This window comes from Pseudoalteromonas sp. Z1A8, from assembly GCF_011378855.1.
GTDB lineage: Bacteria > Pseudomonadota > Gammaproteobacteria > Enterobacterales > Alteromonadaceae > Pseudoalteromonas.
In genome coordinates this window covers 1-16,894 of sequence record NZ_WTLB01000025.1, presented here as the reverse complement: position 1 = coordinate 16,894, position 16,894 = coordinate 1, and the positions used below count along the sequence as shown (strand labels likewise).

Sequence of the window (16,894 nt, the reverse complement as noted above, 5' to 3'; positions counted from 1 at the left end):
AGATAAAAAGTAAGCAAACCGTAAACAGCATGGGATAATGAACCTACTTTATATTTAAATCAACTACTAAGATTATTATTTAGGCTGATAACTGTATGCATATTATACATCTCTTATCCTCGTTTTGTATAAATACTGATTTTGTGGTGTAGAAACCAAAAATGTTTAAAATTCACTTAGGAGTGATAGGTACTATATGGAAGCAACAGATGATATTAATATAGTACCGTTTGTTACTCATTACATTGATATTACATTCTAATAAAACAAAAAAAAGCAAGCCACATGGCTTGCTTCTAAAATTGTTTATACAAAATAAACAATTAAACTTTTAAGTAATCCATAATGCCTTCTGCAGCATTACGTCCTTCAAAAATAGCAGTTACTACTAAATCTGAACCTCGTACTATATCGCCACCAGCAAATATTTTAGGATTAGTTGTTTGATGTGTAAACTCACCTTGCTCTGGTGCGTTTATGCCGCCCCAGTTGTTTATTTCTACATCGTACTTTTCTAACCAATCCATTTTATGAGGCTGGAAACCAAACGCCATAATAACTTGGTCAGCTTCGATAACATGCTCAGAACCAGGTACTTCTTCCGCTCGGCTTCTGCCTTTTGCGTCAGGTTCGCCTAATTTAGTTTTAACCATTTTAACGCCGGTCACTTTACCTTTATCGTTCAGTACAATGCCTTTAGGCTGAACGTTGTAGGTAAATATCACACCTTCTTCTTTCGCGTTTTTAACTTCGCGCTTAGATCCAGGCATGTTTTCTTTATCACGACGGTAGGCACACGTTACTTTTGCAGCGTTTTGACGAATAGACGTACGTACACAGTCCATAGCCGTATCACCACCACCAAGTACAACTACTTTTTGGTTAGCCATATCAATACACGGTTGTTTTGTCTCGTCGTAGCCCATTACACGGTTCGTGTTACCAATTAAAAACGGCAGTGCATCGTGAACGCCCGCTGCGTCTTCGTTTTCAAGGCCTGCACGCATACTCTGATACGTACCAACCCCTAAAAACACAGCGTCGTAATCCGCTAAAATTTGATCAAGTGTAATATCAACACCTACTTCAACATTTAACTTAAACTCAACGCCCATTTCAGTGAATATTTCACGGCGCTTTTGCATTACTGATTTTTCAAGTTTAAAAGAAGGAATACCAAAAGTGAGTAGTCCGCCAATTTCTGGATGACGGTCAAACACCACTGGTTTAACGCCATTACGTACTAAAATATCAGCACACCCTAAACCTGCAGGACCTGCACCAATAATGGCTACTTTTTTGTCAGTCCATGTTACATAAGACATATCAGGCTTCCAGCCCATTTTAAATGCCTCATCAGTAATGTATTTTTCAATATTACCAATTGTAACCGCTCCAAACTCTTCATCGAGCGTACACGAACCTTCACACAAGCGGTCTTGTGGGCAAACACGCCCACAAACCTCTGGTAAGCTGTTAGTACGATGAGAAAGCTCAGCCGCCTCTATAATACGGCCCGTGCGTATTAACTTTAACCATTGTGGAATGTAGTTATGTACTGGACATTTCCACTCACAGTATGGGTTACCACAATCTAAACAACGGTCAGCTTGTGAGTTAACTTGATTCTCTGAAAAGGGTTCGTAAATTTCTACGAAAGATTTTTTACGTGACGAGATTGGTTTTTTGCGTGGGTCTACACGCTGCACGTCTATAAATTGATATACATTTTCGCTCATACTGCCCCCTTATTGCGCCTGAACACGTAGTTCGGCACTACTGCGAGCGCGATGCCCGAGTAAACTTTTTACGTCGCTTGATATTGGTTTAACTAATTTGAACATCGGTAAGTACAATTCAAAGTTAGCTAAAATACTTTCTGCACGGCATGAGCCAGTAAGCTCTAAATGCTCAGCAATTAAACCGCGTAAATGCTCTTGATGCGATGTTAATTCATCCAGCGTTACTATTTCTACTAGCTCTGGATTAATGCGTTTTTCAAAATCATTTCGCTCATCTAATATATAAGCAAAACCACCTGTCATACCCGCACCAAAGTTAACGCCTACATTGCCCAGTACACATACAACGCCGCCCGTCATGTATTCACAACCGTTGTCACCTACACCTTCAACAACTGCTTGCACACCTGAGTTACGCACTGCAAAACGCTCGCCTGCACAACCTGCTGCAAACAGTTTTCCGCCTGTAGCGCCGTATAAACATGTGTTTCCGGCAATTGTTGCTTTGTGACTTTCGAACGACGAACCAAGTGGCGGACGAATTACTAACTTACCACCTGCCATGCCTTTGCCTACATAATCGTTAGCATCGCCAACGAGTGTCATTTCAAGGCCACCAGCATTCCACACGCCAAATGATTGGCCCGCTGTACCGTGTAGTTCAATTGCTACAGGGTCAGCCGCCATACCTTGGTTGCCATGCTTATCAGCAATATAGCCAGAAAGCATTGCACCAACCGAGCGATCGGTATTACAAATTCGACTCACTAGCGAAATACCGCTTGAAGTGTCGATAGCATCTTGTGCTTTAGCTAATAAACTTTCGTTTAACTCACCTAAGTAATGCGAGCTATTAGGCGCACTACAATAAAGAGTCTCACCTGTTGGGTTATTTGGTTGAGCAATAACAGACGATAAATCAATTTTTTTCTGTTTTGCTGTTTTACCTTCAATTTCTTCAAGTAAATCTAAGCGACCAATTAAGTCCGTTAAATTAGCAACGCCGAGGCTTGCCATAATTTCACGCGCTTCTTGGGCTATAAACTTAAAGTAGTTCATCGCCATTTCTGGTAAGCCATGGTAATGCTTTTGACGAAGTGTTTCGTCTTGTGTTGCAACACCGGTCGCACAGTTATTTAAATGACAAATACGAAGGTATTTACAACCAAGCGCAACCATTGGGCCAGTACCAAAGCCAAAGCTCTCAGCACCTAAAATAGCTGCTTTAATAATATCTAAACCTGTTTTTAAACCACCATCTGTTTGTAGGCGAATTCGATGACGAAGGCCATTTTCAACAAGTGCTTGCTGCGTTTCAGCAAGGCCAAGCTCCCACGGGCTACCGGCATACTTAACAGACGTCAGTGGGCTTGCACCTGTACCGCCGTCATAACCAGAAATAGTAATTAAATCGGCATACGCTTTAGCAACCCCTGTTGCAATGGTTCCTACGCCTGGTTCTGAAACCAGTTTTACAGAAATAAGTGCTTTAGGGTTTACTTGTTTTAAATCGAAAATCAGCTGCGCTAAATCTTCAATTGAATAAATATCGTGATGTGGCGGTGGCGAAATTAACGTCACACCTGGAACCGAATAACGAAGTTTAGCAATATACGGCGTTACTTTTTCACCCGGTAATTGACCGCCTTCACCTGGTTTTGCACCTTGCGCTACTTTAATTTGAATAACGTCAGCACTACGTAAGTAATGCGGCGTTACGCCAAATCGACCTGAAGCGACTTGCTTAATACGCGAGTTTTTCTCGGTACCATAACGTAGTTTATCTTCGCCGCCTTCACCTGAGTTTGAACAACCCCCTAAGCGGTTCATTGCAATTGCTAGCGCCTCATGCGCTTCTGGAGATAGTGCACCAATACTCATCGCTGCTGAATCAAAGCGCTTATATAGGTTTTCTGCAGATTCTACCTCATCGATGCTTATGCCTTGCTCTGGTAATTTAAGCGCTAACATATCGCGCAAAGTAGCTATAGGGCGATTATTAACTAAATCGGCGTAAGCACTGTAGTCTTTATAGTCACCTGAGCGTACCGCTTTTTGAAGCGTTTGAATAACATCAGGGTTATAAGCATGATACTCACCACCGTGAACGTACTTAAATAAACCACCGTGGCTTAATAATTTACGTTTGCTTAAAGCAAGTTTGTGCAAACTTTGCTGATCGTCATCAAAGTCGGTAAAGCATGCGCCTTGTATGCGACTTGCCACCCCTTTAAAACACATATCAACAATAGCGTCAGATAAACCAACCGCTTCAAACAACATTGAACAACGATATGATGCAACCGTACTTATGCCCATTTTAGACATGATTTTGTATAAGCCTTTATTAATGGCTTTACGGTAAGCAAGAGTTACCTCGCAGTACGATTTATTAATAATTTTGCTGTCGCTCATCGCAACAAGCGACTCATACGCTAGGTATGGGTAAATTGCTGTAGCACCAAAACCTAATAGCACAGCAAACTGATGCGCATCACGAACGCTACCGGTTTCAATGATAATGTTTGATTCACAACGAAGGTTGTTATCAACTAAACGTTTTTGTACCGCACCTACAGCCATAGCTGCTGGAATTGGTAAATTTACTTCATCAAAGTTACGGTCAGTTAAAATAAGCATAATACAGCCAGCGGCTGCTTTTTCTTGTGCTTGGTCACAAATACGCGTGACCGCGTTTTCTAAACCTTCTTCAACTGTGTAGGTAATATCAATTTTACAGTAGCTGTAATGCGCTTCATCAGCATTTAATAGCTGCTGCATGTCTGCGTACATTAAAATTGGTGTATCGAACTGTAGACGCTTAGCGTGGCCTGTAGTTTCGTTAAATACGTTTTGTTCACTACCAATACAGGTTGCAAGCGACATTACATGGTTTTCACGCAGTGGATCGATAGGTGGATTTGTTACTTGTGCAAATTTTTGGCGGAAGTAATCATACAGCGAGCGATGCCCTTCACTAAGCACAGCAAATGGCGTGTCATCACCCATTGAGCCGGTTGCTTCTTGGCCGTTTTCACCCATTACACGGATAACGCTATCAAGCTCTTCGTTGGTATAACCAAACATTTTTTGATATTTAGCCAGTGTTTCGTCATCGAACGAACGATTACCCGCATCTTGCTCAGTCAGTTCTTCAAACGGAGTAAGGCGTTTAACGTTTTCTTCAAGCCATGACTTGTAAGGATGGCGAGACTTTAAATCTTGATCAATTTCATCTGAGTGCCAAATTTTGCCAAGCTTAGTATCAATTACTAATAATTCACCTGGACCAACACGGCCTTTTTCAACCACTTCATCGGCGGTGTAATCCCAAATACCGACTTCTGATGCAAGCGTAATAAAACCATCTTGTGTAATTACATAGCGCGCAGGGCGAAGTCCATTACGGTCAAGGTTACATGCCGCAAAACGACCATCCGACATTACAATACCTGCCGGGCCATCCCAAGGTTCCATGTGCATAGAGTTAAAGTCGTAAAATGCACGTAAATCGTCGTCCATTGCACGGTTTTTCTGCCATGCAGGTGGCACGAGCATACGCATAGCGCGGAATAAATCCATGCCACCAGCTAAAAATAGCTCAAGCATATTATCTAGGCTTGATGAATCAGAACCGGTTTCGTTTACAAACGGCGCTGCGCTTTGTAAATCAGGAATAAGCGGTGACGCAAATTTATAAGAACGTGCACGTGCCCACTGACGGTTACCTTCAATGGTATTAATTTCACCATTGTGTGCTAAATAGCGGAAAGGTTGGGCTAAAGGCCAACGCGGTTGAGTATTAGTAGAAAAGCGCTGATGGAACACACAAATCGCACTCGTCATACGAATATCAGCTAAATCTAAGTAAAAATTAGGTAAATCCGCAGGCATCATTAAGCCTTTATAGATAGTTACCAAACCAGATAGACTTGCGATATAGAAAGCTTCGTCATCAACAATGCGCTTTTCAGCGCGGCGGCGTGCTACATATAAGCGGCGCTCTAAGTCTTTAGAACGCCAACCTTCTGGCGCGCTAACAAAAATTTGTTCAAAACCTGGTAATTGCTGTACAGCAATAGGACCGAGCATTGATGGGTCGGTTGGCACAACACGCCAACCTAAAATATTTAACGTTTCTTTTTCTAATTCTTCGCTAAGTATTTTTTTTGCAGTCTGCGCTAATACGGGATCTGAATTTAAAAATATCATACCCACTGCATAGTTTTTTCCTAAGTGCCAGTTATGTTCACTAGCAATAGCACGGAAAAAGCTATCTGGTTTTTGTAATAACAAACCACAGCCATCGCCTGTTTTACCATCAGCAGATATACCGCCACGGTGCTGCATGCGATCAAGCCCCGTAATAGCAGTACGAATAAGCCTATGACTAGCTTGACCATTAACTTGGGCTATTAAGCCAAAGCCACAATTTTCTTTTTCTAACTTTGAGTCGTATAACATAGACCCCTCCCCTTGCTGCACTGTTAGCGTGGATGAACTGCTCGACGATTTGCTAACAGACGGACAAAACTAGCCTCTATCTTAAATAGAGTCAATAGCACTTTGAATACATATTCACATTCTTGAATATTTCTCACTTCATAGCAAGATTTCTTTTTATCATTATTTTTAACATTTAGCGTTATTTCAACCACTATTTTTTCATGACACTGGTGTCAAGTTTAACATATTGTAAAAAACACGAGCCCTAAACGTTACAGCTTACGTAAACGTAAGCACAACCAAGAGTGAATAAGTATTCAGTGGTGGAGGGGCTATTCAGTTAACATTTAGATAGTTTTATGCTATTTCATTACTTTAATGGCTTAACATCCCCGATTATTGCTGCTCATTAGTATAGTTATGAAAGTTCATTTCATTTTTTGTACGTTAATAGTGAATTTTTATTTAAAGCAGTGTTCCATGTAGACATAAATTAAAGATCTAGAAAGTAAGAACCACAGATGCACTTGCCCTATTACAGAGTCCGGAGTTAGTAAATTAGTTAATAGATCATTGGTAGTGAGGCTAAGAAATAAAAAATTCACATATTGGATTACAAGCAGATTAAATTCAGCTAGAGCATCTACTTATTGACTTGTTTAAAATGCATACAAGTCGATTCCAATACCAGTGAAATACACATTTAGGTCGAATGTGTAACGCAAGCGTTTGTCATAAATGAAAACGACAACAGTAAAAAAATCAGCTAGCAAGTAATGGAATGCTTTAGTGCCTTTGTATTCAACAAAAAGTACAAGGAGTAATTCGGGAATGGCCATTTATAAATAATACCAATTCCATTAAGTATGTGATCTGAATTTTACGCCGAAAAAACAATTCAGTTCTAGGCGTAAATTGATGTAAATGGTTGTTCCCTTTACGAAATTGACAACAAAGAAATGGGTTGTTTTAGCAAGTAAAATAGATCAGCTATTTATTGGAATTGGTATAAATTGCAGAAAAACATTAATAGCACATAAGTTTACATAACAAAAAGAGGTGGGGTTAAACGTGCAGGCGAGTCTTCCCTACTCGTAGATTTTCAACGATTAAAAACAACAAAGCCACTTAAAAAGTGGCTTTGTGTTTAAAGAGCTTAATAACCTGAGTTCAGGTTGAGTAATAAATTACTCTGCGTCAGCTTCTTTATATTTAGCAGCAGTTTCGGTAATTAACGGCTGTAACTCACCGCGTTGAAACATTTCTATAATAATGTCACAACCACCAACTAACTCGCCATCTACCCAAAGCTGTGGGAAAGTTGGCCAATTTGCATATGCTGGAAGTTCAGCACGAATGTCTGGATTAAGTAAAATATCGACGTATGCAAATGGTTCACCACATGACATTAACGCTTGCGATGCTTGTGAAGAAAAACCACAATTTGGTAATTTTGGTGACCCTTTCATGAAAAGGATTATTGGGTTTTCTGAAATTTGCTGTTTAATTTTATCAATGGTTTCCATCTACAACCTCAAAGTAACGATAGCTAAATATATTTAGGTCTTGAAAATAACTCATCGTGACCACAAATATATAACTTAAAATGGGCAAATAAAGCCGCAATTGAAATAGTCTTTCGCAATAGCATTGCTGTTTGCTTAAACTTGAGTAAAATACTCAACAATTATAGTAACACTATATTACCGCTTGGTATAGGTAAGCGCTCTGTTCCAACAGGCATTACGTATTACCAAATGGACTATCAACCAAAGAAGATGGAGATAAAAAAATGGCATTTGAACTACCGTCACTACCATATGCAATCGACGCACTTGAGCCACATATTTCAAAAGAAACACTAGAGTTTCACCATGGCAAACACCACAACACTTACGTGGTTAAGCTTAATGGTTTAATCCCTGGTACTGAGTTTGAAAACAAATCTCTAGAAGAGATCGTATGTTCATCAGAAGGCGGCGTATTTAACAACGCAGCACAAATCTGGAACCATACTTTTTACTGGAACAGCTTATCTCCAAACGGCGGCGGCGAGCCTACTGGCGCAGTTGCTGATGCAATCAACGCTAAATGGGGTTCTTTTGATGCGTTTAAAGATGCATTAAACGACAAAGCAGTAAATAACTTTGGTTCAAGCTGGACGTGGTTAGTTAAGCTTGCTGATGGTTCACTAGACATCGTTAATACATCTAACGCTGCTACACCATTAACTGATGATGGCGTTACTCCAATCCTTACAGTGGATTTATGGGAACACGCTTACTACATTGATTACCGTAACGTTCGTCCAGACTACCTTAAAGGTTTTTGGTCGCTTGTTAACTGGGAATTCGCGAACGCTAACTTCGCTTAATTAGCCTTTAAACGCTAATTTTAAAAAGACGCTTAGGCGTCTTTTTTTGTTTCTTGTGTATCATACCTAAGCGCCTCATCATTTAATAAAACGCTTTTAGTAACATGACCTTTTTTCACTTAAATTTTTAATTTTATTGCACAAAAATACACATTCGTGACTAGACTTTAAAAGGTAAGCACCTTTTTACAGCGGGTTTCGGAGGTTATTATGACGATTTTTGAGCATTACCAAGCACGATACGAAGCGGCACAGGAAGAAGAATACAGTATCGCTGAATTTCTTGAGATTTGTAAAACCGATAAGTCTGCCTACGCCAGCGCACCAGAACGCCTACTAATGGCAATTGGCGAACCACACATGGTAGATACCGCAACGGATGCACGACTAAGTCGATTATTTTCAAATAGAGTAGTTGCGCGCTACCCTGCCTTTGCTGATTTTTATGGTATGGAAGACGCCATTGAGCAAATAGTCTCTTATTTAAAACATGCCGCCCAAGGGCTTGAAGAATGCAAACAAGTGCTTTATTTACTTGGACCTGTTGGTGGGGGTAAATCATCCATTGCTGAAAAACTAAAGTATTTAATGCAACAAGTGCCTATTTATTCAATTAAAGGCTCTCCGGTTAACGACCATCCCCTTGCATTATTTGACCCAATAGAGGACGCCGACGTACTCAGCCAAGAATACGGTATTAAACAGCGCTATTTAAAAACCATTATGTCGCCTTGGGCTGGCAAACGCTTAAAAGAGTTCAATGGTGATATAAGCCAGTTTAGAGTGGTTAAACGCTACCCCTCAATTTTAAACCAAATAGGCATTGCCAAAACCGAACCAGGAGATGAAAACAACCAAGATATTTCGGCGCTAGTGGGTAAGGTCGATATTCGCCAGCTTGAGCACTTTGCTCAAAACGATCCGGATGCATACGCCTACTCAGGCTCTTTATGTTTAGCTAACCAAGGGCTGATGGAGTTTGTAGAAATGTTTAAAGCACCTATTAAAGTGCTGCATCCTTTACTTACTGCAACCCAAGAGGGTAATTACAACGGCACAGAAGGCATTAGTGCTCTGCCCTTTAATGGCATGATCCTCGCTCACTCTAATGAATCTGAGTGGCAAACCTTTAAAAACAATAAAAACAACGAAGCATTTTTAGACCGTGTTTATATTGTAAAAGTACCTTACTGCTTACGTGTAACCGAAGAAATTAAAATTTACGACAAATTACTTGAGCACAGCGAGCTATACAACGCGCCATGCGCACCGGGTACACTTAAAACATTGGCACAATTTACGACGCTATCACGTTTAAAAGAGCCAGAAAATTCAAGTATCTATTCAAAAATGCGGGTATACGATGGCGAAACCCTAAAAGACACCGACCCTAAAGCAAAATCGTATCAAGAGTATCGTGATTACGCAGGTGTTGATGAAGGCATGACGGGGCTCTCTACCCGCTTTGCGTTTAAAATTTTATCTCGCGTGTTTAACTTTGATACCACTGAGGTTGCCGCAAATCCGGTGCACTTGTTCTATGTACTTGAGCAACAAATAGAGCGAGAGCAATTTAGTAGCGAAGTTGAAGAGCGCTATTTAAGCTTTTTAAAAGGCTATTTAATTCCGCAATATGTAGAATTTATAGGTAAAGAACTGCAAACCGCTTATTTAGAATCGTATTCAGAATACGGACAAAACATTTTTGACCGTTATGTTATTTATGCAGACTTTTGGATACAAGACCAAGAATATCGCGACCCCGATACCGGACAGCTATTTGACCGCGAGGCACTTAATGCGGAACTTGAAAAAATAGAAAAACCAGCGGGTATTTCTAACCCTAAAGATTTCCGTAATGAAATAGTGAACTTTGTATTGCGTGCCCGTGCGCATAACAACGGTAAAAACCCACTATGGACAAGCTACGAAAAACTACGCACGGTAATTGAGAAAAAAATGTTCTCTAATACCGAAGATTTACTTCCCGTTATTTCGTTTAATACTAAAACATCAGCTGAGGATCAGCAAAAACACGAAGACTTTGTGAACCGTATGGTCGAAAAAGGCTATACACAAAAACAAGTTCGCTTGCTTTCTGAGTGGTATTTACGGGTTAGAAAATCGCAATAACCTTCATAGTCGTAGTATATAGGAGGTCAATATGGCGCATTTTATAGATAGGCGTTTAAACGGAAAAAATAAAAGTACGCTTAATCGTCAGCGCTTTATTAGGCGCTATAAAAAGCAAATTAAAGAAGCGGTTTCAGATGCGATAAACAAACGCAGCGTTACCGACTCAAGCTCTGGTGAGAGTATTTCTATTCCACAACGCGATATCAGCGAACCTACATTTCATCAAGGGCAAGGTGGTAATAGGGAACAAATTCACCCTGGTAACGATCAGTTTTCTACCGGTGATAAAATTGAGCGCCCTAAAGGCGGACAAGGCGGTGGTGCCGGTGAAGGTGACGCCAGCGATTCGGGCGAGGGACAAGACGAATTTGTATTTTCAATATCAAAAGATGAATACCTTGATTTACTGTTTGAAGATTTAGAACTTCCTAACTTACAAGAAAACCAACTTGATAAGTTAGTGCAAATGAAAACCCACCGCGCCGGATTTTGTAGCGACGGCATGCCAAGCAATATTGATATTGTTCGCTCATTACAAGGCTCGCTTGCACGGCGTGTTGCCATGAGTGCAGGTAAAAAACGCCGTTTAAAAGAGCTCGAAGAACAACTTGCTCTATTACTTAGTGAACCACATAGCGATAAAGCGGCAATTGCTTTATTACAAAAAGAAATTGCAGCATTAAAGCTACAAATTAAATCGGTCCCGTTTATTGATAACTACGATTTACGTTTTCGTAATTACGAAAAGCGCCCTCACCCCACCAGCAAAGCGGTAATGTTTTGTATTATGGATGTGTCAGGTTCAATGGATCAGCCAACAAAAGACATGGCAAAGCGCTTTTATATTTTGCTCTATCAATTTTTAACACGCAGCTATAAAGACATAGACGTTGTTTATATTCGCCACCACACACAAGCAAAAGAAGTAGACGAACAAGAGTTTTTTTATTCTCAAGAAACTGGCGGTACCATTGTTTCGAGCGCTCTTAAATTAATGAACGAAATAATAAAAGAGCGTTATCACGCAAACGAGTGGAATGTATACGCCGCACAAGCCTCTGATGGCGATAACTGGGCGGACGATACCCCGCAGTGTGGTGAAATTTTACGTAATAACCTTTTAAGCGCAGTACGTTATTTTGCTTATATTGAAATAACCACTCGTGCTCATCAAAGCCTATGGCGCGAATATGAATCTATAACACACAGTCATAATAATTTCGTCATACAGCATATTCAAAGCGTTGAAGATATTTACCCAATTTTTAGGGAGCTATTTAAAAAAGGTCGTCAACAGCAAAACTCTGCATAGCCAAAAGCGAGGTAGCATTATGAATGATAAACGATTGAGCGATGGCCCCGATTGGACCTTTGATTTATTAGATGAGTACCAAGGTGAAATTGCCCGTGTTGCAGCTCACTATAGGTTAGACACCTACCCTAATCAAATTGAAGTGATAACCGCAGAGCAAATGATGGACGCTTATTCAAGCGTTGGTATGCCTATTGGCTACAGCCATTGGTCTTACGGTAAAAAATTCATTCAAACCGAGCAAAATTATAAGCGCGGACAAATGGGGCTTGCTTACGAAATAGTGATAAATTCAGACCCTTGTATTGCGTACTTAATGGAAGAAAACACCCTACCTATGCAAGCGCTTGTAATGGCGCACGCATGTTACGGGCATAACTCTTTTTTTAAAGGTAATTACTTATTTAAAACCTGGACAGATGCAGGTTCAATTATTGATTACTTGGTATTTGCTAAAAACTACATAAGTCGCTGTGAAGTAAAGCACGGTATTACACAAGTAGAAGCCCTTCTCGACTCATGTCATGCATTAATGAATTACGGGGTCGATCGCTACAAACGTCCACAACAAATATCGCTATTTGAAGAGCAAAAACGCCAACAAGAGCGCGAAGACTACCTTCAATCGCAAGTAAACGAATTATGGCGAACTATTCCTGAGCAACAGCAAGAAACCAAAAAGAAAGTACGTCATTTCCCTTCTGAACCCCAAGAAAATATTTTGTATTTTATTGAAAAAAACGCCCCATTACTCGATTCTTGGCAACGTGAAGTGATACGTATTGTTCGTAAAATTTCGCAATACTTTTATCCACAAAAACAAACTCAAGTAATGAACGAAGGCTGGGCAACATTTTGGCACTACACCATTCTTAATCATTTATATGACGAGGGAAAAGTGACCGACTCTTTCATGTTAGAGTTTTTACAAAGCCATACCAACGTAGTTTATCAGCCCCCTTATAACAGTAAGTATTATTCAGGTATTAACCCATACGCGTTAGGCTTTAATATGATGGTTGATATTCGCAGAATGTGTGAGTATCCAACGGAGGAAGATAAAAAGTGGTTCCCTGAGTATGCAGGCAGTAATTGGCTAGATACCCTGCATTTTGCAATGGAAAACTTTAAAGATGAGAGCTTTATTAGCCAGTTTTTATCGCCTAAATTAATTCGTGATTTTAAATTATTTACGATTATTGACCATGCTAACAACCCGCATTTAGAAATAGGTGCAATACATAACGACAACGGCTATAAAGCAGTGAGAGAAGCACTCTCAGCGCAGTACAACTTGAGTAATCATGAGCCTAATATTCAAGTGTATGATGTTGATATTAGAGGTGACCGTTCGCTAACCCTACGCTATGTGCCTCATAACAATATTCCTCTAGCAAACTCGCACGAAGAAGTACTCAAGCATCTTTATAGGCTATGGGGCTTTAAAGTAAAACTAGAACAGGAGTCAAGTTCTGGTGAAGCCTCTATAATTGGTCAATGCCCAGTCGATGACTCTCGCCATACAGCACAATAGTAAGGGGCAATAAAGCTTTTCATATTGATTGGTTTTCATACTTATTGGATTGGCTCAGCAGAATATACAAACACAGTATTATTTAATCTTAAATTCTAGGGCGTGTTGATCTTTGTGGATTGAAATTTGTTCAATCTAGGGGCGATTAAATCGCGGCGCGAGGTTTGTAACCTAGTAGGCTAAGTAAAAACCGAGCAAAGCTTCCGCGTCCTGCTCACGCCCCTTACCGACATCCATGTAGGCAACAAAGAGTTAATCGTCCCTAGAAAGAACCCTTTGGGCAGCGCATGTTTGGTATTTATGCTGCGTTATCGCCTATTCATGGGGAATAACCACACTACATAGGCTCTGCCTTGCCTAAAAACCAAACATACTGCTGCAAATTCACCCACCAAAGATCAACATGCCCTAGATATAAAAAATGACGCTTAAGCGTCATTTTTTATATCTTCATAGGCCGTCACTTTATTTCGGCCTGTATTTTTTGAGTGATATAACGCTTTATCGGCAGCTTCTATCCAACGCTCATGATTTTTAAAATCATTACTATTGCCAGCAAAGCCAATGCTCACCGTCATTTTTATTTCAAAGTGTTTATACTTAACTGGATTTGACTCAATATGTACTCTTAAACGTTCAGCAAATATAGTCGCCCCCTCTTTATCAGTATCAAGTAAAGTTACTACAAACTCTTCACCACCGTAACGGCCAGCTATATCTGTTTCGCGTAGCGTTGTACGTAATAAGTTTGATAGATGACGGAGCGCTTCATCGCCGCAACTATGCCCGTATTCATCATTTATTTTTTTAAAGTGATCAATATCAAACATTAATAATGTACTACAGCCACCACTTCGCTTAACCCTCAAAAACTCTTGGCGTAGCGTACCTTCCCAATGCCCACGATTTGCAAGCTGCGTTAAACTATCTGTTTGACTAACTTGTTCTAATTTTTTATTTAACTCTTCAAGCTCTTTTTTATTTACCGCGACATCAGTTACATCGTACAAAATAATACAAATATGGCTCACTTCACCCATCGTATTTGTAAGCGGTATAAACGTCGCATTTTGGTACATGTAATCAGCTTTACCGGTAATCGGTCTATAATTTTTAAACCTGAAAATATAGGGCTGTTGCTCCCAAATAGTAAAAGAGCGGTTTTTTAAAACAAAAACCGACTCAGATTTACTTCTAAACCATTTTTCGTCTATTGCTGGAAATAAGTCAAATAGGTCTTTATCTTTTACTGCGCTTGGTAAAAGCCCAGAATGGTTTTCCATAAAGCCATTCCATACACACACTTTATAGTCTCTATTTAGTACAACAAGGCCTACATCTACGGTATTAAACATATCCATTAACCAATGGATCTCAGTCATTTCTAAATCAGCAGCCATAACTTAATCTTCTAATAGGTAAGCAACTTTGTACTTCAAAGTTTTAAGTGAATCTTCAGTAAATAACAGCATGAGGTCGCAATTTATATCATGGTTTTCAATACCGTAACTAATCTCTATAGCAAGCGTGCGCTGCCAACGTGATTTATTCGATTTTACCAGCTCAGACACGTCTCTGTGCTGACCAAGTACAATCGGGTGCCCTTGGCTAAATGACATATCGAGCTGTTTTGAAAGGCCTGTTAAAATAGCGCCTATCAAAATATTACTAATATCCATTAGCAGCTCAAGTTCAACCTTGTCGTTTAACTCGCCATCATAATTCATCAATGAGGCTATTTCTTTAAAGCTTGAATCATTTAAAAGTAATAGGGCTTCACCAGAAATACCACCGCCAATAAAGCCTTGGCACACACCCGATGTAGCAGCGTTATTATCAATAGAGCGTAGCGCCATATCGAGTTCGTTAACTTCTAAAATATTTACATTCGGAATTGGAAGCTTTACAAACACATTAAGCAGGCGCGCAAGTAAATCCCCTGCTTGGCCCATAGCAACGTTAGTGAGCTCTTGGTATATGTCACGTACATCAGGGTCAACTTGCTCTCCTAATGAATGAGAGAGACGTTCACGCATGGCTTTGTCTTTAATTCCATGGTGTTCAATTATGCTGGCTAGTTTTTCGGGGGAACATGGTTTTTGAATAAAATCGATAGCACCCAGCTCAAGCACTCTTTGGTGTGCACTTGGTTGTATATCACCAGAGACAACAACAGTGAGTATATTAAGCCCTTGTTCTTTCATAGCTATTAATACTTCATAGCCATCCATTTCTGGCATGTTTAAATCGAGAAAAAGTATCTCTGGTTCAATTAATTTTATTTGCTTTATGCAGTCAACGCCGTCAAGTGCAAATTCAACTTTAATGTCCCAATCTTCAGGTAATGAACGAGCTAACTGACGCCTAGCTAATTTCGAGTCATCACATATTAATACTGATGTTGACATATTATCTCTCTATTTCTAAACCCGTCATGAGCATTAAAATCATTGTATAAAGGTTTTTATTTTTATTATCAAAGATATCTTTTGTAACTCCATGTTAATCAAAGTTTAGCCCAGTTACAATTTTTATATCGCAGAGCTAATACCTACTCTATTAGCAGGTTTAATCACTTGGTTACCATAGCGCAGTATAATACACTGACGCCCATTGCGTTAATTTAAAAGGAAATACCTTATGTTACGTTCACTTGCCTTTGCTTTGAGTGCATTTTGCTCTGTGGCTATTGCAGCAGACTATCCAGAAAATACGCTTGATGTAGGAAAAGTATCCGCACAAGGCAAACCAGTCACTTTATTAGGTCAAGGTGTCTCAGTAGGAGATAGCGCGCCAAACTTTAAAGTTGTTGATGACAACTTCATCCCGGTAACACTTGAGGATTATAAAGGCCAAGCTGTATTGATAAGTGTAGTACCGAGCCTTGATACCGGTATTTGTAGCCTGCAAACAAAACACTTTAACGAAAAAGTAGCCTCACAATTCCCAAGTGTTGTAATGCTAACAATTAGTGCAGATTTACCTTTTGCTCAAAAACGTTTTTGTAAAGCTGAAAACATTGATAAAGTCACTACGCTATCTGATTCTGTTTGGCGAGATTTTGGCCAGAATTACGGATTGATAATCAAAGACATGGGCTTATTAACGCGAACTGTATTTATTTTAGATGAAAGCCATAACATAATTTATAAACAATTAGTTGGAAGCCTTTCTACTGAACCAGAATATAGCAGCGTGATTGAAAAACTTAAAACGTTGTAATACGCATAATAAGTAGTACTAATTAATATTAGACGGCCTTAAAACAAAAACCGCCAATTGGCTAACACCATTCAGTTAAGCATGTTTTGACTTAATGGTGTACCGAGTTTTTGAAATTCGAACGGTCC

11 protein-coding genes are annotated in these 16,894 nt (G+C 39.8%); 5 read left to right on the top strand and 6 right to left on the bottom strand.

The features are described from left to right. Positions 1–323 precede the first annotated feature (323 nt). The 4 genes from GQR55_RS11330 to GQR55_RS11315 all read right to left on the bottom strand — a co-directional run bounded on the left by GQR55_RS11330 (position 324) and on the right by GQR55_RS11315 (position 7,714). Entirely contained in the window at positions 324–1,739 is a 1,416-nt protein-coding gene (locus GQR55_RS11330) for an FAD-dependent oxidoreductase (RefSeq protein ID WP_007584567.1), read from the bottom strand. Between the two features lie 9 nt (positions 1,740–1,748). After that, positions 1,749–6,206: a glutamate synthase large subunit gene (gene gltB, locus GQR55_RS11325; protein ID WP_166420674.1), complete on the bottom strand. Its 4,458-nt coding sequence runs from the start codon at positions 6,204–6,206 to the stop codon at positions 1,749–1,751. Between the two features lie 641 nt (positions 6,207–6,847). Then, on the bottom strand, positions 6,848–7,027 hold the full coding sequence (locus tag GQR55_RS11320) for a hypothetical protein (protein ID WP_166420673.1): 180 nt from the start codon (positions 7,025–7,027) through the stop codon (positions 6,848–6,850). A 348-nt stretch (positions 7,028–7,375) separates the two neighbouring features. Beyond that, entirely contained in the window at positions 7,376–7,714 is a 339-nt protein-coding gene (locus GQR55_RS11315; protein ID WP_004335359.1) for a Grx4 family monothiol glutaredoxin, read from the bottom strand. A gap of 266 nt (positions 7,715–7,980) precedes the next feature. On the opposite strand from GQR55_RS11315, the gene GQR55_RS11310 reads away from it, so the two are divergent. From GQR55_RS11310 to GQR55_RS11295, 4 genes are all read left to right on the top strand, one after another. Then, a complete protein-coding gene (locus GQR55_RS11310; RefSeq protein WP_002960323.1) occupies positions 7,981–8,562 on the top strand; it encodes a Fe-Mn family superoxide dismutase in 582 nt (193 codons plus the stop codon). Positions 8,563–8,772: 210 nt separating this feature from the next. Next, positions 8,773–10,695, top strand: a complete 1,923-nt coding sequence (locus GQR55_RS11305) for a PrkA family serine protein kinase (protein ID WP_166420666.1) — start codon at positions 8,773–8,775, stop codon at positions 10,693–10,695. 31 nt (positions 10,696–10,726) lie between these two features. Beyond that, positions 10,727–12,010, top strand: a complete 1,284-nt coding sequence (locus GQR55_RS11300; RefSeq protein ID WP_166420665.1) for a YeaH/YhbH family protein — start codon at positions 10,727–10,729, stop codon at positions 12,008–12,010. Between the two features lie 19 nt (positions 12,011–12,029). Then, complete coding sequence (locus tag GQR55_RS11295) at positions 12,030–13,544, top strand: SpoVR family protein (protein ID WP_166420664.1); 1,515 nt, start codon at positions 12,030–12,032, stop codon at positions 13,542–13,544. 428 nt (positions 13,545–13,972) lie between these two features. Here the strand turns inward: GQR55_RS11295 and GQR55_RS11290 are convergent, their stop codons facing one another. After that, positions 13,973–14,944 (bottom strand): diguanylate cyclase, encoded by a 972-nt coding sequence (locus tag GQR55_RS11290; RefSeq protein ID WP_166420663.1) that lies wholly within the window; start codon positions 14,942–14,944, stop codon positions 13,973–13,975. A gap of 3 nt (positions 14,945–14,947) precedes the next feature. Continuing rightward, a complete protein-coding gene (locus GQR55_RS11285; RefSeq protein WP_010553397.1) occupies positions 14,948–15,952 on the bottom strand; it encodes a response regulator in 1,005 nt (334 codons plus the stop codon). Between the two features lie 232 nt (positions 15,953–16,184). On the opposite strand from GQR55_RS11285, the gene tpx reads away from it, so the two are divergent. Further along, complete coding sequence (gene tpx, locus GQR55_RS11280; protein ID WP_166420662.1) at positions 16,185–16,766, top strand: thiol peroxidase; 582 nt, start codon at positions 16,185–16,187, stop codon at positions 16,764–16,766. The last annotated feature ends 128 nt before the right edge of the window (positions 16,767–16,894 follow it).

Excerpts from the sequence above, each read along its gene's own strand:
- GQR55_RS11330 (WP_007584567.1), bottom strand. The coding sequence starts at position 1,739 with ATGAGCGAAAATGTATATCAATTTATAGACGTGCAGCGTGTAGACCCA.
- gltB (WP_166420674.1), bottom strand. The coding sequence starts at position 6,206 with ATGTTATACGACTCAAAGTTAGAAAAAGAAAATTGTGGCTTTGGCTTA.
- GQR55_RS11320 (WP_166420673.1), bottom strand. The coding sequence starts at position 7,027 with ATGGCCATTCCCGAATTACTCCTTGTACTTTTTGTTGAATACAAAGGC.
- GQR55_RS11315 (WP_004335359.1), bottom strand. The coding sequence starts at position 7,714 with ATGGAAACCATTGATAAAATTAAACAGCAAATTTCAGAAAACCCAATA.
- GQR55_RS11310 (WP_002960323.1), top strand. The coding sequence starts at position 7,981 with ATGGCATTTGAACTACCGTCACTACCATATGCAATCGACGCACTTGAG.
- GQR55_RS11305 (WP_166420666.1), top strand. The coding sequence starts at position 8,773 with ATGACGATTTTTGAGCATTACCAAGCACGATACGAAGCGGCACAGGAA.
- GQR55_RS11300 (WP_166420665.1), top strand. The coding sequence starts at position 10,727 with ATGGCGCATTTTATAGATAGGCGTTTAAACGGAAAAAATAAAAGTACG.
- GQR55_RS11295 (WP_166420664.1), top strand. The coding sequence starts at position 12,030 with ATGAATGATAAACGATTGAGCGATGGCCCCGATTGGACCTTTGATTTA.
- GQR55_RS11290 (WP_166420663.1), bottom strand. The coding sequence starts at position 14,944 with ATGGCTGCTGATTTAGAAATGACTGAGATCCATTGGTTAATGGATATG.
- GQR55_RS11285 (WP_010553397.1), bottom strand. The coding sequence starts at position 15,952 with ATGTCAACATCAGTATTAATATGTGATGACTCGAAATTAGCTAGGCGT.
- tpx (WP_166420662.1), top strand. The coding sequence starts at position 16,185 with ATGTTACGTTCACTTGCCTTTGCTTTGAGTGCATTTTGCTCTGTGGCT.